The following is a 21,737-nucleotide window of genomic DNA, read 5'->3' as shown; positions in this document are numbered from 1 at the left end:
CACCATCAGACAGCGCCGCTTGAACCATCACGCCAAAGCGGCTTAAATCAACCCGCAAACCGAGCCGGAAACTCCGCTCTTCCAAAGCCCGAAAAGTCTCAGTTCATTTGACGACGGACAGGCCTTCACGATCGAGCTCCTCAACTAATGCCCGGTCGATACGCTGACGACCACCTTTGTAGACGCCCGCGGATTTCGCTCGTTCAATCCCCTCCTTTTGCCGCTCCTTTATGAAACGACGCTCCATCTGCGCGACCATGCCAAGGACCGTCAGAATGACGTGCCCCATCTCCCCTCGGGTGGACACGTGAGGATCGAGCACCGTCACGAATGCGCCTCGCTCCTGACACTCGTGCACGATGTTCAGAACGTCGCGCGTATCGCGTCCAAGCCGATCTAGCCGGGTCACGACCAGCTCGTCACCAAGGCGCAGAAATTCTAGAACTGTCGAGAGTTCATTACGACCTTCGCGGCTTGCGCCCGACATTTTTTCTGAGCGAATGATTTCGCAGCCCTCGGCCCGAAGCCGGTCAAGCTGCCCTTCCAAAGCCTGATCGCCTGTGCTGACGCGCGCGTAGCCAATTCGTGCCATTTGTGTAACCTCGACCTTTAGGCCCGAGGCTACCCTGTCACAAATAGCCGACGTCAACCCAGATGTGACGGCGGCGAGCGTAACGTCGGAACCGTCACGCAAGGGTATACCTTCGCGTTACAGCGTACTAGGTGAACATTGACCGCTTTGCGCCCCCATTTCAGTCATTTCGAGTGGAGAAAAAGGTTCCTTAAAGCCGCCACTATTGGCGACGCGCCTAAGCCATACGTACGCGCATCAAGCGCTGCCTGACAGGGCGCATCGGGCAAGGACGGTTAGAACGGCTAAAGCGGGGCCACTGGTACGGTGTAGTACCTTTTGTCAAACTCACTGAGAACCATTTCCAGCGTCGCCTCGAAAGCACCATGTTCGAACATCGTCGACTTGGGCTCGTGCAAGTAGCGCCAGTCTACAAAGGCGTCCTTATGCTGAAAAAGCACATGTTTAATGCTGTAATCGACATAGAAGATGTTGCGATGATACGGTGCGACCGACCTTTTGAACTCCTGATCCAGTTTTTCCTGACTTTCCGATTTGAGCTGGCCGAACAGCTTGGAGAGGTCATGTGACTTGGAGTGTTTAGGGTCATCGAAATCGAAGACAAACCACGCCTTCAGTGCCAGCTCCATCGCGAGAGCAAGGAGCATGGGTTCAACCCCCGTCTCCTTCATACGGAGGATGACGTCATGATTGGTAGAGGCCTCATCGGGGAAGCTTCGAGTCTTTCGGAGTATCGCCTTGGCGGCGTCGGATATCCGAATGGCTGTCGTTAAGCGATGACTCAACCGTCAATCTCCAGTTCTCAGGCAACCATGGAGCGCCCGCCAGAGTATGGCAACAGGGCGCACCGCCTAGCGCTGTTGGAACGGGCATTCTGCGCCCTCAAGCCCGACGTTCAACCTCTAATCAACGCTTTCTAAAAGCGGACGAATCTCACTCCAATTGGCTCACCGCCATCAGATTGTTCTAATCTTGCCGGGCGCGCCACTTCCGAACAAAACTGGGCACTGTCGCGGGGATCGCGCCGCCGCCCACTACCATCCGCTCAAGCGTCGTTTCCGAAAATTCAGATCTCCGGGCTGTCCACCTCGACCTGATCGATGACCGCGCGGATACTCTCATAGGCTTGGATGACATTGAGGAAAAGAGATGTTGCCTGATAAGCATATTGCCAATGCCGTAGCCGTCTCACATCCTCTAGTGCGTAGGATAGAATCGAACAGTAAGGCCATCATGGGTAAAGGCCTGAGCATCGGAATATTATTCTTGAATTTATTGAGCTTAGCTCGCTAGGGTCGGTGCGGGGGGGGGGATAGTCGATTGTCAAAAGTTGTTTCCGATTTCATAAACGCTTACGCGCGCGAGTATGACTACTATCAATCGGCGGCATCCCTTTGCAGCCGACGTTGCGAACAGTTGCTGGCGACCCAAGGCGTGCGGGCCATCGTCAGCCATCGGGCGAAGCGCCCCAATAAGCTGCAGGCCAAGTTGCAGCAACGGAACAAAGAGAAAGACTATCAAAACAACGATGAGATCAGGACCGACATCCCGGATCTCGCCGGCGTTCGCATCGCCCTCTATTTTCCAGCGGACCGTGATAAGGTAAAAGCCATACTGGGCGAACATTTCGACGTCCTCAAGGTGAAAAACTTTCCCGAGAAAACGAAAGTTCGCAAGGACTCCAAGCGGTTTGACGGATATCACGCCGATCACTACCGGGTACTCATGCTCGAGACGGCGCTTGAGGACGGCGAGAAATCTTACGCCGCAGCGGCGATCGAGATCCAAGTCGGCTCCGTCCTGATGCACTCCTGGGCGGAGGTCGAACATGATCTCGTCTACAAGCCCGAAAGCGGCATGCCTTCCGAGGAGGAGCATGCCATCCTTGATGAGCTGAACGGCATGGTGATCGCCGGTGAAATCGCGCTTGAACGGCTTCAAAAGGCAGTTGAGCGGCGACTGAGTGGGGCGCATGACGCGAAATTCGACAATCACTACGAACTCGCCGCCTTCCTCCACAAGTGGATGCGGGGAAGCGTGCCAGGCGGCCGGGAACCTGCGGTTGGGCGAGTCGATATTCTCTACGAGCTCCTCAGGAAGGCGGACCTCAATAGCTCCGACAGATTGCGCACCCTTCTTCCGGACGCTGCGGCGGCCGCCAACGGCCCTGCGCTGTCCGATCAGATCGCGGATGTCATCCTTGGGATGCACCCCGAGTTGTATTCATATTACGGACCCTTGCAGTCCACCCTGACGGCTCCGGAAATCTATCCACAGCCATCGCTCCAAGCCGCGTCACGGGCCGACAAGGTCGGCGATTTCCTTTCGGCGTGGATCACGCTCGAAAGAACGTTCAAAATCCTTGGTGCGGACCTTCTTCCCACCAAGCGCGGGTACATTGATCCACTAGTTGGCGCGCGTTCCCTGGACCTTTCCGCCCCTGCGGTGGATACGATCTCGGGTGTCCGTCGCTTGCGAAACAACCTCGTGCATGGAATAGAGATCCCGTCCCGCAAGGTCCTGCTGGAGGCGACCGAGGCCCTCAATGCGGTATTCCAAGAGTTGGAAAACCACCCCGACGAGCGTGTCCGAGTAGCCTTGACCGAGGCTAGGGACCCATCGACCCGCCCGTGACAGCATCCAGGGCAGCGGGCTCGATTTCGCGGGACGATAGGCCGGATCTCGGTTACTTGTCTTGGGGAGATAATGTTGAAGTCGCATGGAATGGTTGACACGCTTTGCACATCCGCGCGGTCGAAGCGCATGTCCCTCATCCGAGGGAAGGACACGAAGCCCGAAATGGTCGTTCGTCGCCTCGTTCATTCCATGGGCTATCGCTACCGACTTCACCGTCGCGAACTGCCGGGTTCTCCCGACCTCGTATTTTCCGTGCGACGCAAGGTGATTTTCGTGCATGGATGCTTTTGGCATCGTCATCCCGATTCGACTTGCAAGCTGGCCCGCCTGCCGAAATCACGCCAGGAATTTTGGGTTCCAAAGCTGGAAAGCAACGCGTCGCGGGATCGCAGGAACGAACAGGCGCTCAAGGCCGATGGCTGGGACGTGTTGGTAATATGGGAATGCGAGACAAAAGATCAGGCTTTGCTCGAAAGTAAAATACAGGCATTCTTCAATGATGAAATCGATTGAACTCTTCGCGGGCGCCGGCGGGCTAGGGATTGGATTGCACGACGCGGGCTTCCGGCCCGTGAACGTGATCGAGTGGAATTCCTATTGCTGCGACACCATCCGCGAGAACAAGAAGCGCGGGATCGCGGCGGTCGACAATTGGAATGTCACCCAGGGCGACGTCCGCAAGGTCGATTTCAAGCCATACGAGGGCAAGATCCGTCTCGTTTCAGGCGGCCCGCCGTGCCAGCCGTTTTCGATGGGCGGCAAGCATGGCGCCTATGATGATGCTCGGGACATGTTTCCCCAAGCCATTCGCGCCGTGCGCGAGACCAGCCCGCAAGCCTTCATCTTCGAGAACGTCAAGGGCCTGACACGGGCGAGTTTTCGCAACTATTTCGAATACATCAAGCTTCAGTTGGAACACCCTGACATCAAGGCCCGCCGCGACGAGGAGTGGGAGGACCATCTCGCGCGCCTGGAACAACATCACACCAGCGGTAGCAGGAGCGGCTTGAACTACAGGGTGGTCGCCCAGGTTCTGAACGCCGCGAATTATGGCGTGCCGCAGAAGCGGGAGCGCGTGTTCTTTGTCGGGTTCCGGGAGGATCTAGGCGTGAGCTGGCATTTCCCCCTGCGAACTCATTCCCGCGAGGCCATGCTTTGGGATCAGGCCCACGGAGATTATTGGGATCGACATCGCGTGGCCCGGAAGGATCGCCCCGTCGCTAGCACAAGCGTGCCATCGGAAAATGATACCAACCTCACGCCTTGGCGCACTACCCGCGACGCGCTTTTGGGTTTGCCTGATCCAGAGTTCGACCCGGTCGCGAGCGAGAAGCTTCTGAATCATCGTTTCCAACCCGGCGCGCGTTCATACCACGGCCATACAGGCAGTGCCCTCGACGAACCGGCGAAAACGCTGAAGGCTGGTGTGCACGGCGTTCCCGGTGGCGAGAACATGCTTCTTCGCCCGAACGGATCGGTTCGCTACTTCACCGTCCGCGAGAGCGCGCGCCTGCAAACTTTTCCTGATGACTTTCTTTTCCATGGGTCATGGACGGAGACGATGCGGCAGCTTGGAAACGCCGTGCCCGTCGAGCTAGCCCGCATCGTGGGCGAAGGCGTTGCGAGTCATCTGCCCAAGAAAGCCGCGTGAGCGAAAGCCCTTATAATCCCCTCGACAAGGCGAACCTCGCCAAGAGCATTGAGTTCGAGCTGCTGGGACGGTCGCCGATGCCGCTGTCCGCCGCCGGCGACGTGAAGGGCGCGGGCATATACGTAATTTATTACGTTGGAGATTTTCCCGCCTACGCGCCGATCAGGACGGGGAACTTGAACGACGTGTTCTCGCGGCCGATTTATATCGGGAAGGCCATACCAAAGGGAGGACGCAAGGGCGGGCTGAGCTCGGACGCATCCAAGGGCCGTTCCCTGGCTGATCGACTTGCTCAGCACGCCACCTCCATCGAGCACGCGAGCAACCTGCGCATCGAGGATTTTCTCGTTAGGTTCTTGGTCGTGGATGATATCTGGATTCCGCTCGGCGAGAACATACTGATCGAGACCTTCAAGCCGCTTTGGAACAGAGCGATCGACGGCTTCGGAAACAGGGATCCCGGGAAGCGACGCGCGACGCAGTACCGCTCGCCGTGGGATGTCCTGCATCCTGGCCGCGCCTTCGCGGCGAAACTGGCTGAGAGCCCCTTGACCGAAGAGTTCCTGCGACGCCGGGTCTCCGACTACCTATCCGGCAAGGCGCTCGAAAAGCTCCCCAAGGTGATTGAAGAGCAGCAGGCCGCCGAAGAAGCTGAGGCCCAGCAAGCCGCGGATGAGGTTTGACCTCGTGTCAGCCGAGCCAAACAACCCTTTCAATGCCTAGCTTCGAGGCAGCCGCTTCCACAACGCGTCGGTCATCCTCTAGTGAAAACTTGGATCCGGCATGCGTGAGGACCGCACCGTAGGGGATGCCGCGTTGAAATGCTCGCTCATGGAGAGCCATCAGCGTCGCCTTCCACTCGCTTGCCTTGCTCCAGGCGACATGACGATCGTCATCGAGCAACCTTCCGTGCGGCTTGATGTAGCTGACGACAGGCCGTACTTCCGCTCCAATGCCCAAGACACGAAAGGCCAAGTCGTGACTAGCCGACGCCTCCCGGGTGTATGGCTTCAGGAGCGTGTCCTTGATGTAGACGCGGACCTGTCGAGGGTCCATGTACTGGCTCAGTCGCCCCCCGACATCCCCCGTCTCGGTCCAAATGCCGTAATAACGAGACTTATCGGAGGCCGAGAGCGAGGGCCAATTCAGCCGGTCGGCCTCGGACCAAAGCATTTCCTTGATCTCCCGCCTTACCGCGTCCGGAACGCTCATGCGACGCCTCCGGGTTGCGGCGTGATGGGAAAATCGAACTTCGGCAGTTCAAGCTGGGCGTCCCCCTCGCGCAGCATGAGATCCGCTTGGTCCTTCAGCCATTCGAACATGAAGCTGCCAGCGGATGCATCCCTGAAGTTGATCAAATGGTGGCCAAGGGGCAAACGTTCCAGCGGTCCGGAGGACGCCTTCTCAAGCTCGACCACTTCCGCTATGCGACGGAGGTCGGTCACGAAGTCCAATACTATGACCTTGTCCTTTCCAGGGCTGATTCGGAGACCGCGCCCGAGTTGCTGAACGAAAATCCGCCGGCTATGTGTCGCGCGCATGAACACGATCAGGTCGACGTCCGGCACGTCCACTCCCTCGTTGAAAAGGTCCACGCTGGTCAGCAAATCGATGTCGCCGCGCCTAAACATTGCCATCAGCCTGTCGCGCTCCCGCGCGTCCTGCCTGGAGGAGATGGCCTCGGCTCTAAGACTGAAGCTCCGCAGCGAGCCCGCGAAGCTTTCGGCGTGATCGACGGTGGGTGAGAATATGATGCCTCCACGGCGGTTCTCGTCTTTAAAGACCTCGGTAATCTGTCGCGCCGCTTCCTCGTCCCGCGTCGGCATGATCAGCTTCTTGTTGAGCTGGCTGAGCGAGTAGTTGTGGACGGACCTTTCTTGAACGAATTTCCAATCGATGTTGTCAGCCAGGAGGCGATAGTCGACCTCGCTGAGATATCTGTTCTTGAGGCCATCGGAAATGCCGAGCCTGACGAGCGGCTTGCCGAGGATTTCATCGATATCGAACCCGTCGCCGCGCCACGGCGTCGCCGTGACCCCACCCACCATTGGCGGCTCAAGCGCTTCTATTGCTCGCCTGAATGTCGTCGAGCCGATATGATGAGCCTCGTCGACGAGGACCAAACCGAAGCTGGGAAGTTCGTCAACCCGCCCAATGACACTCTGCACCGTCGCGAATGTTATGCCGTCATAAAAGGAAGGCATCTCGTCTCCGGAAAGCAGATGCGTCGGTATCCACTTGGGCAACTGATACCAGAACCCGAACTGAAGCTGGCGAACTAGTTCGCGCTTGTCGGCCAGCACCAGGACGCGATTGTCACGGATTAACCCGTCCCGGTAAAGGTCGCTGACTACCTCGGCCATCACCACCGTCTTGCCCATTCCAGTGGCCAGGACAGCCTGCGCTCGACCGGTATCGGTGAGGCCTTCGCGGAAGCGGGCGGCCGCGTCCTGTTGATAGGGCCTGAGTTCCCGACGCGACTTCGCGTATTCAGGGATACGCGCCGCCATCAGTGCCAAGTTTGCCGGATCGAGGAGCTCGACGTTGATCCCAATGCGGCGAAAACGATCTATTTCAGCCTGTAGTCCTCCGCCTATCGCCCTGGAGGTCGCGACGACCATCCGGTTCGCGCCGTAAAAAGTGCCAGCATCAACGACCTCCTGCACCGCGTACTTCGTGGCGGGCGCCGTGGTCGTGTGTTTGCACTGAACAACCCAGATTTCCCCGTTCTTGACCCCGACGATATCGGCGCCCTTGTCTCCGCTGCCGCCAACAACACGCACATCATCGAAGCCCGCATGGATGAGCATCCGCGCGACATCCCTTTCAAATGCCTGCCAGGGGCCACGAAGAAGGCGGCGATCGTCGAGAAAGGGGATCATGAAGTGGGCTCGACATCGGGTCTAAGGAGTTGCAGGGACATGACCGCGCGAATGATCTCATCCTTGGACGCGGATCCCAAGTCGCTCAGGTCCTGTTTCGAAAGCCATATGGCATCGCTCACCAGGCTCACATACTTGGACAGCACGCTCCTTCTCGCGTCTTCCGTGATTTCCGTGTCCCCATAGTCGAGGTCGCCGTACGGCTCGTCCCAGATCTTGCCGTCGAAGCAAAGCTCAGGGCGCCTGATCACCAATGTCTTGATGATGTCGGAGGGGGCGGACTGCAGGAAGCTGCCGTCGATGGTTGCCTCGGCGGGTTTGATCTTTTTCCCCGCTAGAGCTCGCATCACGGTGGTCTGCTCCTGCACCGACAGGTCGTTGAAGAGCGACGCGCGTTCTTCTTCCGGGCAGGCGTTCACCAATGCTCTCGCGACATCCACCAAGATTGCCGAGGCATCGGCTGGAAGGGCCTTGAAGTCGAGGGCGTTCTCATCCCCGTAGGCGGACCGGAATTCGCTCAGTATGGACGCGATATCCGGGGTGTGCTTGGAGCTGCGCGTTTGATCGGCCGTCATGTAGGCAAGATGTGCCAACATCCCGTCGCGAGGCGTCATCGTGATCGATTGAAAAATTGGATGCAGTGGGTTGTACAGGTAATGGTACGTCTTGGTGGGGATGTCCCCGAGCACGATCGCCCATGGAACGCCAGCCGGCAAGTCCGGGTCGCTCGAAGCGACCTCATAGGCCACGACGTTCCACATCAACCCCGAAGACTGATGATGGTACTTCCTCGTCAGGCTCGCGACTTCGCGACGTACCGGCGCGGCGGGCGCGGGAGCAGGAGCGGCCGGAAGCGGCGTTTGTGGGGCGGGCTGTCCGCCTGGCGCCGGGTTGTCGATGATGCCGGGGGGCAGTCCTCCATCTCCTCCTGGCGAAGCCGTGGGCTGTCCGGCTGGTTGACCCGTGGCTCCGGGCTGGCCTGCTTGGCCGTATAGCAATTCGCGATCGGCGGCTTCCACCAACTCCCACCATTTGGTGTCGTCCTGATACTCCGGATGACCGTCATGGAAATAACTCGCCATTTCCATGGCGAGGTTGTTGTCCTTGGCTATGAGAATACGCGCGTATGCGCCAGCCGTCTTCGAATGGGGACTCGTGCGACGGAAAGCCTTGAACAAGGCGAACAATGGTGATTCGTTTGGAGGAAACGCAAGTTCTTTGGCTTTCTCGGGTCGCAAGGGGCCCTCGCCCCGGAGGAGCTGCACCATTTCGTTCCACGTAGGATCCGCGCGGTCGAAACGGTCCTTCGAATAGCTGACGCGGCAATGGTCGATATGAATCTCACCTACGATACGACCGCGGTTTCGGGGATCGTCGATCGGATATTCGCGCTCCTCGCTCTCCCCATCATCGTTCCAGGAGAACAAGTCCTTGTTGGAGATCTCGATCTTCCGGCCGTTCCTGATGAAGTCAATGCCGAACTCCGACTGATCCAGATAACGCTGGATACCAAGCCATCCCTTGATGCGCCGCTGCCGCTTAACGACGGAACTCTCGGCGGAGCAGAGTGGGCAGGGTTCGGATTCCGTGGCCTCGGGAACCCAGGTCAGGCAATTCGTGCAGTAAAAGCGCGTTGGCAGCGTATGGTTGATGGGGATCATCGCGCTCGTCGTGGCTCCCCCAACGCCCGGCACGACCCGATCCTCGTTCCAGACACAATGACGACGAGCCTCTAGGCGCTTGTTATTGATGTAAAGCTCGAAGTTGATGGGAACGCCATTCGTGCGAAGCATGGCAGAGTACGCTTGGGCGAGACGCTTTCTCAGGGTCGTTTGGTTTGCGTTCTTAACCAGCCATTTGCGCTGCTCGGGCTTCAACCTCTTGATCGTGACCTCGGTGCCATGCTGTTCCGGATCGGCCTTGGGACGTGTCAACTTTGGCGTGCGAAAATGACGCTGGCGCCTTAGTTCATCAAAGTCGATCGTAAGGCCGTGCCATTCAAGGTCGCCCTTTCTCGTCGTCCAGACTTCCGTTACCGAGCCGAGACGAGCCGTGGCGATATTGAATCCCATGCCGAACAAGCCAAGGCTGTCGATCGGATTGTTCCCAGACCAACCCGCCCGCACAGCTTGCTCCAGGACCTCGACCGTCATTCCCGTTCCATTGTCCTGGATACGTACCGTCGCGCCGTCCTTGTCGGCTGCGGGCAGGATCACATCCACCCGGGCATTCGCGAACGGCGCGTCCTCGCGACTTTGCTTGAGAAAGCCATCAACTGAGTTGTCGATCAGCTCCGCGATGCAGCGCCACTGATCGAGATTGATCTCGCCCAACATGGGCAAGACCCGTGGGCTCGGTTCGAGATTGAATTCACTTCCAGCCATGCAGTCTCGTCCTCACCAGCAACTATATTCGATATCTCTAATTTATTAAGGCTTTACTTGTAAAAGTAGTGACAAATCCTTGCATATACTAGTAGATAATGCGACTTCGAAGGAACAACCATGGCGTCACACATAGCCGCTGCATCTGCGATATCCGAATCGGATGGTTATCTTGAACGCCTCCGCCCCTTTGTCGACGATACGATCGAAAAGCTCGGAAGCGCAAGCTTCCGAGAGGACCCAATCGCCGGCCGCAAATACTCGCGCGCGACCTCGATCATAAGCTCCGCCTACAAGCGGCATGGGGCCATTTTGGAGATGGCGCTTCTTGAGCGTCTCAAGGAATGCGCGCGTCTACGCGTCTGGACGGAAGATGATTTCAAGCTATCGCATGAGTCGCTCAACCGCGCGCGCGTCAGCGAACGCATCGAACCTCTCCTTGTGACGGATCTTCCCTACGGAGACCGGGAGAGGTCCATACGCGTCGACATCATTGTCTATGATGAAGAGGACGAGTCGCTACGCTCGTACAATGTCAAGCGGGGCAACGGGTCCTACGATGGCGGAAAGCGGCGCATGATCCAGGAAGATCTTGTCCGAACGGACATGCTTCTGACCGACTACGGCCGGGTCCGCGGCTTGGCTCCCGCATCCAGCCACGCGCACATAGTCTTCTATTACGGCCTGCTCTCGATACAAGCACCCTTGGCAATCGCGGGGAAGGACCTCGACACGCACTTCAACTTCCCCGTCATGGACGCCATTGAACGCGTCAATTCATATTTCGTCCAGCGACTACACGGCCTTATCGAGAATGGCGAATAATCCTTGGGAAAATTAAAATCGTAACAAAACTGGAAAAGCACGACGAAGCGGACAAAAGCGACTTGGAAGCCAAGAAGACGCCGAGGACGAGGTTCTTGAAGCGATATGTCCTGCCGTCGGACAACCATGGCTTCGTTGGTCGCGTATACGACCTGAGCATCGTCGCGTATCATTTCGAGAGTTACGCTGAGCTCTCCAAGCATCCGGACTGCAAATACGCTTACGACATAAATGAATATGTCCATCTGCTCGTTCGCCGGGTTGAATCGCTTAACCTCGTAGGGGACATGCTTTGGCCGGATCCGTTTCCAAAGGCCGAAAGCTTACCGATCACGCTCTACGAGTGGCTCACTGCCGCCGCCGACGTATTTCTGACCCGGTTTATATCGGTCGTGGATTGCTCGTTGCAGCTTGTGAACGCCGTTTTCGAGACTGGCCTTCCACCGCCCGATTGCAAAATGAAGAAGCTCAAGCAGGCAGGCGTCCCTACGGCTGTCATCAATCATCTCGGTCTGATGCTTGACGAGCAGTCGAAACTGAGAAACGAGCGTAACGCTCGTATACATCAGGGCTGGGAGCGCGCCTTCACCCTCGATGATCAGACATTCAAGCTCGCAGCGATGTTCGAGAGGGGGCAGGGCATGATGGGGAGGGACCGAAATGGACGCCGCATCAACGTCAACCGCTCCTTCAGGGAAGGACTCGTGGGCGTGCAGCGCGAGTTCAACGTGTCGACCAAACAACTGGTGGGCCAACTGGACGCGCTCTACGACGAGCTCTGGGATGAATTCGAAACGCGTTTTGGTCCCCGCATCGCCTCCTCGACGCACGGCTTGAACGCGAGAGCGAGTAGGTAGCGATGACCCTTGTATGCGTCAGGTTGGAAAAGAGTTTCTGACCTTCCACGGCTAACGGCGCTCGCGGACAATGGCGCTTCTTTTTCCGTGGCGCCGGACGCGCATCTTGGGCCGGTTCCCATAATGCAGCGAATGGGGCGGATTGAACCTTCCCAAAGGCCCTTAGAGGAGAAATGAGTCAGGCCCCGTTCCCTCGACCTTTTGTCCCGACGACCTTTTGTCCCGACATTGAATATACCGCAGCTATATCCCTCGCGAGATTCGAACCTACTTTCTGTCTCGAACGCAAATGCAAGTCTGCTTTCTGATTTCGCCCTGAAAAGCAGACCGTCAGCTAACGGCCCCATTGCCGTCGGTCGTGTCCTTAACGAACAATAGCTTTTCGAGTGGAATCCGAAGCCTACAATCGGACTCTAGCCAATGCCGCCGAAACCATCTGCAATCATCAAACCATGTAGGAAAATCAGAGCGACTGTTTCACAGCGGTCCGCGAGCTATCGTTGATGCGGTCCTGCCATCTCGGCCCTACGCCTGAGAATGCACCAGCACACCGCGATCGATTTTCAACGATACAAGTTTGGCTGCGGTCGCGCGGCGATAGGAAAATGGCCGCTTGTGGATTTCTTAAATCGTCTTCCTCGCCACGATGTCACGGAACTGCCGTCAACGCCTCGTCGCCATCCACAAGACATGGCGCGCGCCACTGTTCCTGTTGCTGGCGCGCACGCTCACCTCGTCCGTGGCAAACCCGACCTCGCGCAATCGACGTGTGAACGCCCGATCCGGCGCGGAAGACCAGACTGCCAGCACACCGTTTGGACGCAGTGCAGAGTTGGCGGCCCTAAGACCGTCATGGCTATATAGACCGTCGTTGGAAGCGCGCGTCAGCCCATCGGGGCCGTTGTCGACATCAAGCAGGATCGCATCATACGTGGCCGTCTTCGATCGGACGAGGGCGCCGACGTCACCGAGATGAATATCGACACGTGGATCGTCGAGTGTGCCGTTATGGAGTTCCGCCAAAGGTCCACGACCCCATTGGACCACAGCCGGGACGAGCTCGGCGACAACGACTTGGGCATCCTGTGGCAGCGCAGTCAAAGCGGCCCGCAACGTAAATCCCATGCCAAGGCCACCAATAAGCACGCTGGGGTTCTTCCGGCCAACGATGCGCTCGCAGCTCAAGGTCGCCAACGCCTCTTCCGAGCCGCTCAGCCGGCTGTTCATGAGCTCTGTCGAGCCGAGCATGATGGAGAATTCGCTACCGCGCTGTTTCAGGCGGAGATCACCGGCCTCGCCGGGAATGGTCGCGCGATCAAGTTGGATCCAGGGAAGCATCGGGGTATCTCGTTACATTGTTCGACGGCCTCGTACCATGGCAACCGTCCCGACGACATCCCATCTTGATGAATCAAGGAACCACCACCGATCCTTGGCGCAGCTTAGTTACGTGAGCTGCCCATAGCTCCAAAAGGCTTCGCCGCTGCTCAAGATAGTCGGTGCGCCGGTATGCGCGTTCCACCTTGCCGCCCACGGTATGCCCCAACGCTGCCTCCGCAACCTCATAGGGCGTATTCGTCGTCTCGGCGATCCAGTCACGCAGGCTTGAACGAAAGCCGTGCGGGCGAGCCACCATCTCGCGGCGCTCCATCAACCGCGCCATGGTTGCATCCGAAATTACGCCTTTCCTGATGCTTGGAAAAAGATAGCCGTCGCGAGCGAGGGGCTTGGCCTGCTCGATGAGCGATAGCGCTTCCGGTACGAGCGGAACGCGAAAATCAGGTGTTTTGTCTTTGCGCCCCTTCTGCTTTTCACCGGGGATGGTCCAGACATCGCCCTCGATTTGCTCGAGCCGGAGAAAACGCAGAGGCGCCGAGCGAACTCCCGTCAGGATCAAAAGTCGCAAGGCTAGGTGCGTCGTCGTGCCGTCGGAGAGGGAAGCATAGAAAGCCGGAACGTCTGCCCAACGAAGCGCCGGGATGTTCTCCGCCTTATGTCTCTGCTGCCCAAGTAGCGCCCTCGCCTTCTCGGTCGCCTGCAAATCCACCTCATGTCCCAAAGCGGCTGCATGACGCAAGCAGATGGCAAGGCGGTTCAGAGCCTTTCGTGCCGTCTCGGCCTTCGGATGCCAAATCGGCAACAAAGTATCGCGAATATCGATCTGATCGATCTCTCCGACGGGCTTCTTTCCGAGTTTCGGCAGAATGTGAATTTCCAGCGGACTGAACCAGCGACCGGATTTCCCATCGTTCTTGAGTTCAGCCTTACGGCTCTCGAAGGCATCCTTGGCGACATCCTTCAGCAAGTGAAGACGCTTTTCAGCCTGCCGGCGTTCTCGCTCGCGTTCGTTGATCGGATCGAGGCCTTTGGCAACGGCAGAACGCCATTTGTCTGCGGCCTCTCGGGCGTCCTTCAAAGATACGTCCTGAACGGAGCCCAGCCCCATTTCCCGGCGTCGACTATGCATCGTATAACGGAGAACCCACTGGCCCGGCCCCTCGTCTCGTTTGTACAGCCAGAGACCGCCGCCATCGGATAGCTTACCGGGACCGGCATTCTTTACGGCAAGCGCTGAAAGCTTGTTCAATGCCCTCGTCAATTTGATCCCCCTTTTGATCCCCCTTTTGCTTTTCGCCTCAGGTGAACAAAGGCGTACTACAATGGACGCGACTTCACAAGAAAACGCAGGAAAATCAGCCGAACCGCGCCCTTATTGAGCAAAATTATACCTAGCTGCGCAAGCATTCAATGCTGGCATGGGGCACCAATTTTCAAAAAAATTCAAACACATACGTAAATCTTCAGTTAAGAATCTCCCCCCTTATCACTGCGGCATTTGTGGATCAGCAACAATCCTGCTGACCCTCAATCCAGCTACGGGATCAGTGTCAAGCCGGCGAAGCTATCCCGCGCCCCTGAACTGAAGCTCTCCAGATTCGCTGTTCCCATCAGATGCGATATCGGACAACCGTTTGGCGTTCGCAGGACATCGCCGATCTTATGATGCTACCGCGCACCGAGTGTGGATCGAGCGGCCATGTCGTCGCCACGCGCGGCGTCATGCTTCCTTCGCCCGACGACCGGTGCGGCCTGTTTCATGCGGTGCGGGAGCTCGACCGCTTCAATCCCGAAGACGATCCCTATGGCGAGCACGACTTCGGCGCGCTGGCCTTCAAGGATGTGCGGTACTTCCGGAAGATCGACTATTACGACCTCGATCTTCGCTACGCCTCACCCGATCCGGCCGACCCCGCCTTCACCGTTCGCGTCATGACGATCATGCAGACGGGCGAATACTGATGACGCCCTTTCCCCCAGCCTTCCACCTCAGCAAGCCCGCCTCGCCGCGGGCTTCTTCAATTCGAGGTCCTGGGTTTTCTGCCGGCCTTCAGCTTCGCAGGGGCACCCGCGTTCGGATCGACGTCCCTGAACAGCGCCGACACCCGCACGTCCCGCACATTCGCGAAGGCCTCCAAGGTCGAGACCGGCGACGGGCGTAACGTCGAAGCCGTCACGCGAGCGTATACTCAAGGGCGACGGTGATTTCGCGAGGGGAGCATTTCCTCGCCTTCATAGAAGAGACAAGGCGGAGAGATCATTAGCAGAAATCACACGCTCAGTTAAAGCTGCAGCAACCCAGCCAATGACGCGCGTGCCAGGGCATCGCCACTGCGCATCCCCGAATTGGGGTCGAAAGCCGCGCCGTCGTCGCGGCACCAACAGTGAATTCCTCGACGAATTTAGCCGAACCGCGACGCAGCAAAGCCTATGCGCTCAATCAGATCCCATCACGGGATCATTCGCTGGGGAGCGGGGCGCGACAAGCATCTAGCAAGCAGCGCGACCCTACGCTTGGGCGGCAAGGTTGGACAGCGGCGCCGCCTGCTGGTTCGGCAGTTCGGGACAAGCTGCGCGCAGCCAGTCTAGAAGGTGCGCCTTTTCGGGAGGCAGTTCAATTGCTTTCCCATTGGCAAAGGCAAGAAACGCCACCCGCCATTGCGGCGAGACACCGACCAGCACAGGAAGCCCGCGGTCACAGGCTTCGATGATGGCTGCCACCAGCCCGCGGCCGATTGCTTCCTGCTTGCCGAATTTGTTCACGATCAGGCCTTGGGCGCTCGGCAGCCCGTCGTGGACGACCATCACCGCCTCCTCCAGCGCCGCTGCATCCAGCCGGCATCCGGTCGCGCCCGGGCCGAGGTCGAGGCTGATATTCCGCCGCTCGCCGTCGGGCAGGAGGCCGAGGACGATGTTGCACTTTTCATGGACGCCGCCGGGATCAACCGGCTGGACCGTCCCTGCCAGCGCAAGCCCTTCCCGCTTCGCCGATTCGGCGACCGCGGAAAGAGCTGCATTTGTCCTCATCTCCTCATCAGAGCTGACATAGCCGATATGCATTCTCGCCTCCCGGGTTGGATGTCACGTTCAGAACGTGGCGCGGGCATTCAGATAGAAGGTGCGGCCGGGTTCGGGGAAACCGGTGACGAGCTCATAGTTCCTGTCGAACAGGTTGCGCACGCCGAAATTCGTCGAATACGCATCCGTGAACTTATACTCGAAATTCAGGTTTGCGAGGGCGAAGCCTCCCGTTTCGACATAACGGTCGCCTCCCGCCGGATGATCCGACCAACGCGACGACGAGGTTTCCAAGCTGCCCGTCATGGAGAACTTCTCCGTTGGAGACCAAGTCGCATAGGCGTAGAGCAGATGTTCCGGCACGCCAGTCGAACGCAGGGTCGGGCGAGCCGGATCGTTGATCTCGCGCTTGAGATAGGTGTAAATTCCGCCGAGGGTCAACTCGTCGGTAACGTCCCAATCGGTTTTCAACTCGAAACCGTAGTAGCGGGCGTTGCCAACGTTTTGGTTCTGAACGAGCCTCTTTGTGGCATCGTTGGGATCGACACCGATATCGACGGACTGGATGGCATCCGCGATATCGCTATAGAAAACCGCTCCGGATGCGCGCAACCTGTCCGTCAACTCGGTTTCACCGCCAACCTCGAAATTGAGCGCACGTTCGGAGCCGAGATTTGGATTGGGTTTGACTGTTCCAAACCGCGTGCTGAACCGCTCGAACATGTTGGGGAAGCGGGTGCGTGAAGAAATGCTGGCGTGAAGCTCGGTGACGGCGGTCGGGCGCCAGACGGCCGCCGTCTGCCAGTTGACGGAATCACTGCCGCCAAGCGGATAGGGGAAGACCGCCTTGGTGGTCTTGTTGTACTCCTGCGCCTTCTTCAGCGTGGTCTTCTCGTAGCTTATGCCGGCGATGAGGTCGAGCGTTTCGGTGGCGTGGAAAGTGTTCTCCAGCGCGACGGCGACGCCGTCTTCAACCTGTGTCTGCTTCGGCTCAAGCACACGCGCGGCGGAATTGTCCGGCTGATTGTCGTTCCATTCGGTATGACTGTCCCTGCGATAGTGCACGGCTGCCTTCAGGCTGTTGCTCTCGAACTCCGTGCCGGCTTCGGCGCTGAGGCCGTAGGCATAGTCGTCGTAGTAGCTGTCGAATGCGCGCGGCAGCGTCTGGGTCGAGAATGTGCTGTCGTCGTAGGCAGACAGGATATTGTCGAACGTATTGTAGAACGCCTTCACCTTCACATAGGAGGCGTCGCCGATTGCGGTATAGGAATTGAACGAAAGGCTCCCGATATCCCATTCCGGCCATGTCCAGTCGCGCTGGTAGGCCGTTCCGATGCCAAAGACGGCCGAGGGCGTGCGTCCGCGCACGGCCTGGTTGACAGCATAGGGCGCGTTCTTTTCACCCTCCTGCTTGGTATAGCTGATGACGTATTCGTCCGTATCGTTCGGCGTGATGCCAACCTTGATGTTGCCGCGCCAGTCTTTTACGTCGCTGAAATCCCGGCGCCCGCCGTTCTCGACCGCGTTGGGCGTGAAATCGCGCGAAAGGAACCAGCCGTCGCTGGAACGCACCGAGCCGCTTGCCTGCACATAGAACGTATCCTGCCGCGTGCCGACGGAGGCGAAGGTCTTGTAGGAGGCAATCTCCCCCGTATTGCCGAATTCCAGCCCGGTCTGGACTTCACCCTCGAAGGCCTCGGTCGGCGTCTTGGTGACGAGATTGATGGCGCCGCCCATGCCGCCGGGGCCGTTGAGAACCGGGACATAGCCTTTCTGCACCTGAATCTCGGCAAGATCCGGCGTCAGGAACCGGCCGTAGTCGATGCGGTTGTCGGCCGGCAGGTAAATGCGAACGCCGTCGATATAAAGCGGCACCTGCCAGCGGTCGAAACCGCGCACATAGACCATGCGCTCATTGCGGCTACCACCGGAATTGCCCACCTCGACACCCGGAACGACGCGCAGGGCATCGTCGAGCACATCGCGATTGGCGCTGCGCATCTCGTCGGCCGTGATGGTGGATTGGGAAACGGTCTGGCCGCTGCTGCCACCGCCGCCCGGGACGATGATCTTGCCCAGTTCGAACGCGCCATTGTCTTCCGTCTTGACCCGCGGCTTCTTGGCGGTGGTCTTGACGGCCGGCGTGCCCGCCGCCGGCGATTGCGCGAAGGCAGGCATGGCCGGGACGACAAAGACCGTCGAGCTCAGAAGCGCCACTGAAGCGCGGACGATAAGATAACCCATATACCCCTCCTCAAAATTCACCCGGGCATGCGTGAGCACGCGTTTTGCGACGCTCTCGAAAATCTGGATCAGCCCGGTGCGATTCCCCAACCGCTATATTTTCAGAAATATATCGATGCTTGTTTTCAGGCAACCCCGAGATAGGCGCCCTGGGCCCCTGTTCCCCTCTATTTCACACATGGAGTTTCATGAAGAATGCGAAAATCGGGGGAACGGATGTATCAAAGGCACAGCTTTCAGGCCTGCAGACCTCCCGACGGCCGCAGGGCAAAGTGCTCTAGCCGCTCCTAAAAAATGTCTTCGCGTCAGCCGGGCCGCGGGGCACAGACGAATGCGTCGCTTCCCGGGACGCTGCCGATCACCACCTCGATGCCGTAAAGCGTCTTCAGGGCATTGGGCGTCAGCGTTTCGCGCGTGGCACCGAGGGCTGTCAGTTCGCCGTCCTTCAGGAGGGCGACACGATCGGCTGCCTGCAAGGCGTGGTCGGGATTGTGCGTTGAGAGCACGATGGCAAGCCCGTCCGCCGCCAGCCGGCGGATATGGGCGAGCAACCGCATCTGGTTGCCGTAGTCGAGGCTTGCCGTCGGTTCGTCCATGACAACGATTCGTGCTTCCTGCGCCAGGGCGCGGGCGATCAGCGCAAGCTGTCTTTCCCCTCCGCTGATCTCCGTCGAGGGCGTATCGGCAAGTTTTGCGATGCCGAGATTTTCCAGCGCGGCTTCGGCGATCGCGCGGTCACGCGCGCCGGGCAAGGCGAAGGCGGAAAGATGCGCCGCACGCCCCATCAACACGAGATCGCGCACGGTGAAGGGAAAGGGCGCGGCATGAGCCTGCGGTACATAGGCGATGCGCAGCGCCCGCTCGCGGCGTGACCAGCCGGAAAGCGGCCTGCCATCGAGCAGGACTTCCCCCGCCTTGACGGGCAGCAGACCCAGCATGGTCTTGAACAGGGTCGTCTTGCCCGCTCCGTTCGGGCCGAGCAAGGCGAGCACCTCCCCACCCTGAAGCGACAGATCGACGCCGTGACCGATTTCGCGGTCGCGATAGCCGAAGGCGAGCGTCTTGACGGTCAGGATCATGACCAGCCCCGTTTGCCGGAGATCAGCAGCCAGAGGAAGAAGGGTGCGCCGACCGTCGCCGTCAGGATGCCGAGCGGCACCTCGATCGATGCGATGGAACGCGCCAGCATGTCGACGACGAGGAGATAGGCGGCACCGAGCATCATGGCGGCCGGCAATAAACGGCGAAAGTCCGGCCCGACGAGCATGCGGGCGATATGCGGGATGACGAGCCCGATCCAGCCTATGATACCGGTGATCGAAACCGTCGCCGCCGTCACCAGCGTCGCACCGGCGATCAGCACGATGCGCGTCTTCAATGTATCGATGCCCAGCGTCTGGGCCTCCTCTTCCCCCAGCGTCATGACATTCATGCGCCAGCGCAGAAGGACGAGCGGCACGAAGCCGATCCCCAGGGCGGGCAGGATGGAGAAAACGTCGAAACGGGTCACTGCCGTCATGCTGCCGAGCAGCCAGTAGGTGATCGCCGGAAGCTGGTCGTAGGGATCGGCGAGGATCTTGATCAGCGATATGCCCGCGCCGACCAGTGCCTGGATGGCGATGCCGGCCAGCACCAGCGTCAGCACCGGATCGCGCTCGCGCACCAGCATGCCGACGCCGGTGACGAGCAAGACCGCGACGAGGCCGCCGACAAAGGCTGCAAGCTGGATTGCCAGCACCGGCAGCGACAGGAAGATGCCTGCCACCGCCCCGAGGCTTGCCCCCACCGACACGCCAAGCAGGTCCGGCGAGACGAGCGGATTGCGGAACAGCCCCTGATAGGTCGCGCCTGCCGCCGCCAGCGCCGCACCGACGACCACAGCGGCCAGTACGCGCGGCAGACGCACGTTCCAGAGCACGGTGGCAAGCAACGGGTCGCTTCCCTCGCCCGTCACCAGTTGCCGCAGCGCCGCGAACAGCGGCCCCGGCCCGCTGCCGTACTTGCCGATCATCATGGAGAAGAGCGCCAGCAGAGCGAGACCGGCAAGGCCGAGCACCGCCGCCGGGAGGCGGGACAGGAACACGCGCACTACCTGTCCGCATCCCGGCCGATGAGGCCCGCGAGCTGGGCGTCATCCAGCTCGACATGATAGAACAGCTTGAAGAAGGTCCTGACGTCCTCGTCCAGCTTCGCCGGGAAAGCCTCGGGATAGAGCGTGTGCTCCAGCCATGAAATGCCGATCAGTCGGTTCACTCCGGGCGGGGAATCGATCCAGCCGAAGGGCAGAGCCGGTGCGACGTGGATCCTCCCGGCCTTCACCGCGTCGAGTTCCCGCCAGAGCGGATCATCCTTGATCGCGTGGGCGAATTTCGGCGAGGAGGCGAGGATGACGTCCGGCTTCCACGACAGGACCTGTTCGAGCGAGACCTGCGTCAGGCCGCCCTTGCCAGCGGCGGCGGCAGCGTTGCGCGCGCCGGCCGCCTCCAGGATCTCCATGTTGATCGAGCCGGAAAGCCCCGTCTCCAATCCCTCCGCGCCACGCCCGAAGTAGACCGACGGGCGCTTTTCCGCGGGAATGGCGGCAAGGCTCTTTTCCAATGCGGCGAGCTTTTCGTCGGCATAGGCAGCAAGGGCTTCTGCCCGTTCGGGAACGCCAAGGATCGCACCCGTCTCTCGCAGCATGGCGGCACTGCGGGCGAAGGTGCCATCGATCAGCACATAGGGAATGCCCGTCTGCGCCTGCACCTTGTCGGCAAGCGAGGCATAGGTGGCGTTCACCGTACCGACGTCCACGATGATATCGGGCCTTGCCGCCAGCACGGCCTCCATATTCGCCGTGCCTCCCTTGCCGGTGAGTTGTCCGAAGACGGGAAGGTCGCGGACGGCGGGCAGCAGGAAAGCTTTTTCCTCCGGCTTCGGCTCACGCACCCAGCCGGCGAGTTTTTCCGGAGCGAGAACATAGACCAGCACGGAGGCCGGCGGGCCGGCGGCGAGCACGCGCTGCACCTTGTCCGGTATCTCCACGACACGGCCGGCGGCGTCCGTGATACTGCGCGCCGTCGCAGGTAGAGAGGACAAAAGAAGAGCGACAAGACCGACAAGGCCACGGAAGACCGACATTAAACTCTCCGTCGATATATTATGGAAAATATATCGCGGTTCGCCAAAAAATAGCAACAAATGATAGGGTTTGAGAAGCATCAATCATCGACCTGGCGATCGTGACCCCCAGCGCGCGGCAGAACAGGTTACCTTGTCAGCCCAAGCGATCCCGGAGAGGCTTGGTCGCGATTTCTTGAACTGGTTGAA

Annotated in this window: 19 protein-coding genes; 7 read left to right on the top strand and 12 right to left on the bottom strand. The window is 59.3% G+C overall.

All coding sequences use genetic code 11. The features are described 5' to 3' along the window. Positions 1-103: 103 nt before the first annotated feature. Complete coding sequence (locus L0976_RS27015; RefSeq protein ID WP_234190118.1) at positions 104-592, bottom strand: recombinase family protein; 489 nt, start codon at positions 590-592, stop codon at positions 104-106. 284 nt (positions 593-876) lie between these two features. After that, positions 877-1,239: a hypothetical protein gene (locus tag L0976_RS27010; RefSeq protein ID WP_234190110.1), complete on the bottom strand. Its 363-nt coding sequence runs from the start codon at positions 1,237-1,239 to the stop codon at positions 877-879. A gap of 673 nt (positions 1,240-1,912) precedes the next feature. Between L0976_RS27010 and L0976_RS27005 the strand changes: the two genes are divergently transcribed. The 4 genes from L0976_RS27005 (at position 1,913) to L0976_RS26990 (ending at position 5,563) form a co-directional block, all read left to right on the top strand. Then, positions 1,913-3,226, top strand: a complete 1,314-nt coding sequence (locus tag L0976_RS27005) for a GTP pyrophosphokinase family protein (protein WP_234190108.1) — start codon at positions 1,913-1,915, stop codon at positions 3,224-3,226. Positions 3,227-3,316: 90 nt separating this feature from the next. After that, on the top strand, positions 3,317-3,742 hold the full coding sequence (locus L0976_RS27000; protein ID WP_234190107.1) for a very short patch repair endonuclease: 426 nt from the start codon (positions 3,317-3,319) through the stop codon (positions 3,740-3,742). Further along, positions 3,726-4,880: a DNA cytosine methyltransferase gene (locus L0976_RS26995; RefSeq protein ID WP_234190098.1), complete on the top strand. Its 1,155-nt coding sequence runs from the start codon at positions 3,726-3,728 to the stop codon at positions 4,878-4,880. The genes L0976_RS27000 and L0976_RS26995 overlap by 17 nt, the downstream gene beginning before the upstream one ends. Continuing rightward, positions 4,877-5,563 carry an Eco29kI family restriction endonuclease gene (locus tag L0976_RS26990; RefSeq protein WP_234190096.1) on the top strand — a complete coding sequence of 229 codons (687 nt, stop codon included), beginning with the start codon at positions 4,877-4,879 and terminating at the stop codon, positions 5,561-5,563. The genes L0976_RS26995 and L0976_RS26990 overlap by 4 nt, the downstream gene beginning before the upstream one ends. Before the next feature lie 7 nt (positions 5,564-5,570). Here L0976_RS26990 and L0976_RS26985 read toward each other — a convergent pair whose 3' ends face one another. Genes L0976_RS26985 through L0976_RS26975 form a run of 3 tightly spaced genes read right to left on the bottom strand, consistent with a single transcriptional unit; the run spans position 5,571 to position 10,146 of the window. Then, positions 5,571-6,092, bottom strand: a complete 522-nt coding sequence (locus L0976_RS26985) for a hypothetical protein (protein WP_234190094.1) — start codon at positions 6,090-6,092, stop codon at positions 5,571-5,573. Further along, positions 6,089-7,762 (bottom strand): DEAD/DEAH box helicase family protein, encoded by a 1,674-nt coding sequence (locus tag L0976_RS26980; protein ID WP_234190092.1) that lies wholly within the window; start codon positions 7,760-7,762, stop codon positions 6,089-6,091. The genes L0976_RS26985 and L0976_RS26980 overlap by 4 nt, the downstream gene beginning before the upstream one ends. Continuing rightward, on the bottom strand, positions 7,759-10,146 hold the full coding sequence (locus L0976_RS26975) for an ATP-binding protein (protein WP_234190083.1): 2,388 nt from the start codon (positions 10,144-10,146) through the stop codon (positions 7,759-7,761). The genes L0976_RS26980 and L0976_RS26975 overlap by 4 nt, the downstream gene beginning before the upstream one ends. 120 nt (positions 10,147-10,266) lie before the next feature. Between L0976_RS26975 and L0976_RS26970 the strand changes: the two genes are divergently transcribed. Then, positions 10,267-10,971: a hypothetical protein gene (locus L0976_RS26970; protein ID WP_234190082.1), complete on the top strand. Its 705-nt coding sequence runs from the start codon at positions 10,267-10,269 to the stop codon at positions 10,969-10,971. Between the two features lie 62 nt (positions 10,972-11,033). After that, positions 11,034-11,828, top strand: a complete 795-nt coding sequence (locus tag L0976_RS26965) for a hypothetical protein (protein WP_234190080.1) — start codon at positions 11,034-11,036, stop codon at positions 11,826-11,828. A gap of 663 nt (positions 11,829-12,491) precedes the next feature. Here the strand turns inward: L0976_RS26965 and L0976_RS26960 are convergent. Both L0976_RS26960 and L0976_RS26955 read right to left on the bottom strand, forming a co-directional pair. Then, on the bottom strand, positions 12,492-13,166 hold the full coding sequence (locus L0976_RS26960) for a hypothetical protein (RefSeq protein WP_234190078.1): 675 nt from the start codon (positions 13,164-13,166) through the stop codon (positions 12,492-12,494). A 73-nt stretch (positions 13,167-13,239) separates the two neighbouring features. Further along, positions 13,240-14,427, bottom strand: coding sequence for a site-specific integrase (locus L0976_RS26955; RefSeq protein ID WP_234190076.1), 1,188 nt, complete (start codon positions 14,425-14,427; stop codon positions 13,240-13,242). A gap of 401 nt (positions 14,428-14,828) precedes the next feature. On the opposite strand from L0976_RS26955, the gene L0976_RS26950 reads away from it, so the two are divergent. Continuing rightward, complete coding sequence (locus tag L0976_RS26950; RefSeq protein WP_234190074.1) at positions 14,829-15,128, top strand: DUF3768 domain-containing protein; 300 nt, start codon at positions 14,829-14,831, stop codon at positions 15,126-15,128. Positions 15,129-15,674: 546 nt separating this feature from the next. Here the strand turns inward: L0976_RS26950 and L0976_RS26945 are convergent. The 5 genes from L0976_RS26945 to L0976_RS26925 form a co-directional block, all read right to left on the bottom strand. After that, positions 15,675-16,226 carry a DUF2478 domain-containing protein gene (locus L0976_RS26945; protein WP_234190059.1) on the bottom strand — a complete coding sequence of 184 codons (552 nt, stop codon included), beginning with the start codon at positions 16,224-16,226 and terminating at the stop codon, positions 15,675-15,677. Positions 16,227-16,253: 27 nt separating this feature from the next. Then, positions 16,254-18,428 (bottom strand): TonB-dependent siderophore receptor, encoded by a 2,175-nt coding sequence (locus tag L0976_RS26940; protein WP_234190058.1) that lies wholly within the window; start codon positions 18,426-18,428, stop codon positions 16,254-16,256. A 305-nt stretch (positions 18,429-18,733) separates the two neighbouring features. Beyond that, positions 18,734-19,507: an ABC transporter ATP-binding protein gene (locus L0976_RS26935; protein ID WP_234190044.1), complete on the bottom strand. Its 774-nt coding sequence runs from the start codon at positions 19,505-19,507 to the stop codon at positions 18,734-18,736. Beyond that, the gene (locus L0976_RS26930) at positions 19,504-20,511 is read right to left on the bottom strand and encodes an iron ABC transporter permease (RefSeq protein ID WP_234190042.1); all 1,008 of its coding nucleotides are present in this window, start codon (positions 20,509-20,511) and stop codon (positions 19,504-19,506) included. Before L0976_RS26930 ends, L0976_RS26935 begins: the two co-directional genes overlap by 4 nt. Positions 20,512-20,516: 5 nt before the next feature. Then, positions 20,517-21,548: an iron ABC transporter substrate-binding protein gene (locus tag L0976_RS26925; RefSeq protein WP_234190040.1), complete on the bottom strand. Its 1,032-nt coding sequence runs from the start codon at positions 21,546-21,548 to the stop codon at positions 20,517-20,519. Positions 21,549-21,737: the final 189 nt, after the last annotated feature.

Origin of the sequence: Shinella sp. NM-101, from assembly GCF_021401195.1 — a bacterium.
GTDB lineage: Bacteria > Pseudomonadota > Alphaproteobacteria > Rhizobiales > Rhizobiaceae > Shinella.
The sequence above is the reverse complement of the archived record's forward strand: the minus strand, read 5'-3'. Positions and strand labels throughout refer to the sequence as shown.

Bases quoted from the DNA above. Each gene is read 5' to 3' on its own strand.
- L0976_RS27015 (WP_234190118.1), bottom strand. From the start codon at position 592: ATGGCACGAATTGGCTACGCGCGCGTCAGCACAGGCGATCAGGCTTTG.
- L0976_RS27010 (WP_234190110.1), bottom strand. From the start codon at position 1,239: ATGCTCCTTGCTCTCGCGATGGAGCTGGCACTGAAGGCGTGGTTTGTC.
- L0976_RS27000 (WP_234190107.1), top strand. From the start codon at position 3,317: ATGGTTGACACGCTTTGCACATCCGCGCGGTCGAAGCGCATGTCCCTC.
- L0976_RS26995 (WP_234190098.1), top strand. From the start codon at position 3,726: ATGATGAAATCGATTGAACTCTTCGCGGGCGCCGGCGGGCTAGGGATT.
- L0976_RS26985 (WP_234190094.1), bottom strand. From the start codon at position 6,092: ATGAGCGTTCCGGACGCGGTAAGGCGGGAGATCAAGGAAATGCTTTGG.
- L0976_RS26980 (WP_234190092.1), bottom strand. From the start codon at position 7,762: ATGATCCCCTTTCTCGACGATCGCCGCCTTCTTCGTGGCCCCTGGCAG.
- L0976_RS26975 (WP_234190083.1), bottom strand. From the start codon at position 10,146: ATGGCTGGAAGTGAATTCAATCTCGAACCGAGCCCACGGGTCTTGCCC.
- L0976_RS26970 (WP_234190082.1), top strand. From the start codon at position 10,267: ATGGCGTCACACATAGCCGCTGCATCTGCGATATCCGAATCGGATGGT.
- L0976_RS26960 (WP_234190078.1), bottom strand. From the start codon at position 13,166: ATGCTTCCCTGGATCCAACTTGATCGCGCGACCATTCCCGGCGAGGCC.
- L0976_RS26950 (WP_234190074.1), top strand. From the start codon at position 14,829: ATGATGCTACCGCGCACCGAGTGTGGATCGAGCGGCCATGTCGTCGCC.
- L0976_RS26945 (WP_234190059.1), bottom strand. From the start codon at position 16,226: ATGCATATCGGCTATGTCAGCTCTGATGAGGAGATGAGGACAAATGCA.
- L0976_RS26940 (WP_234190058.1), bottom strand. From the start codon at position 18,428: ATGGGTTATCTTATCGTCCGCGCTTCAGTGGCGCTTCTGAGCTCGACG.
- L0976_RS26935 (WP_234190044.1), bottom strand. From the start codon at position 19,507: ATGATCCTGACCGTCAAGACGCTCGCCTTCGGCTATCGCGACCGCGAA.
- L0976_RS26925 (WP_234190040.1), bottom strand. From the start codon at position 21,548: ATGTCGGTCTTCCGTGGCCTTGTCGGTCTTGTCGCTCTTCTTTTGTCC.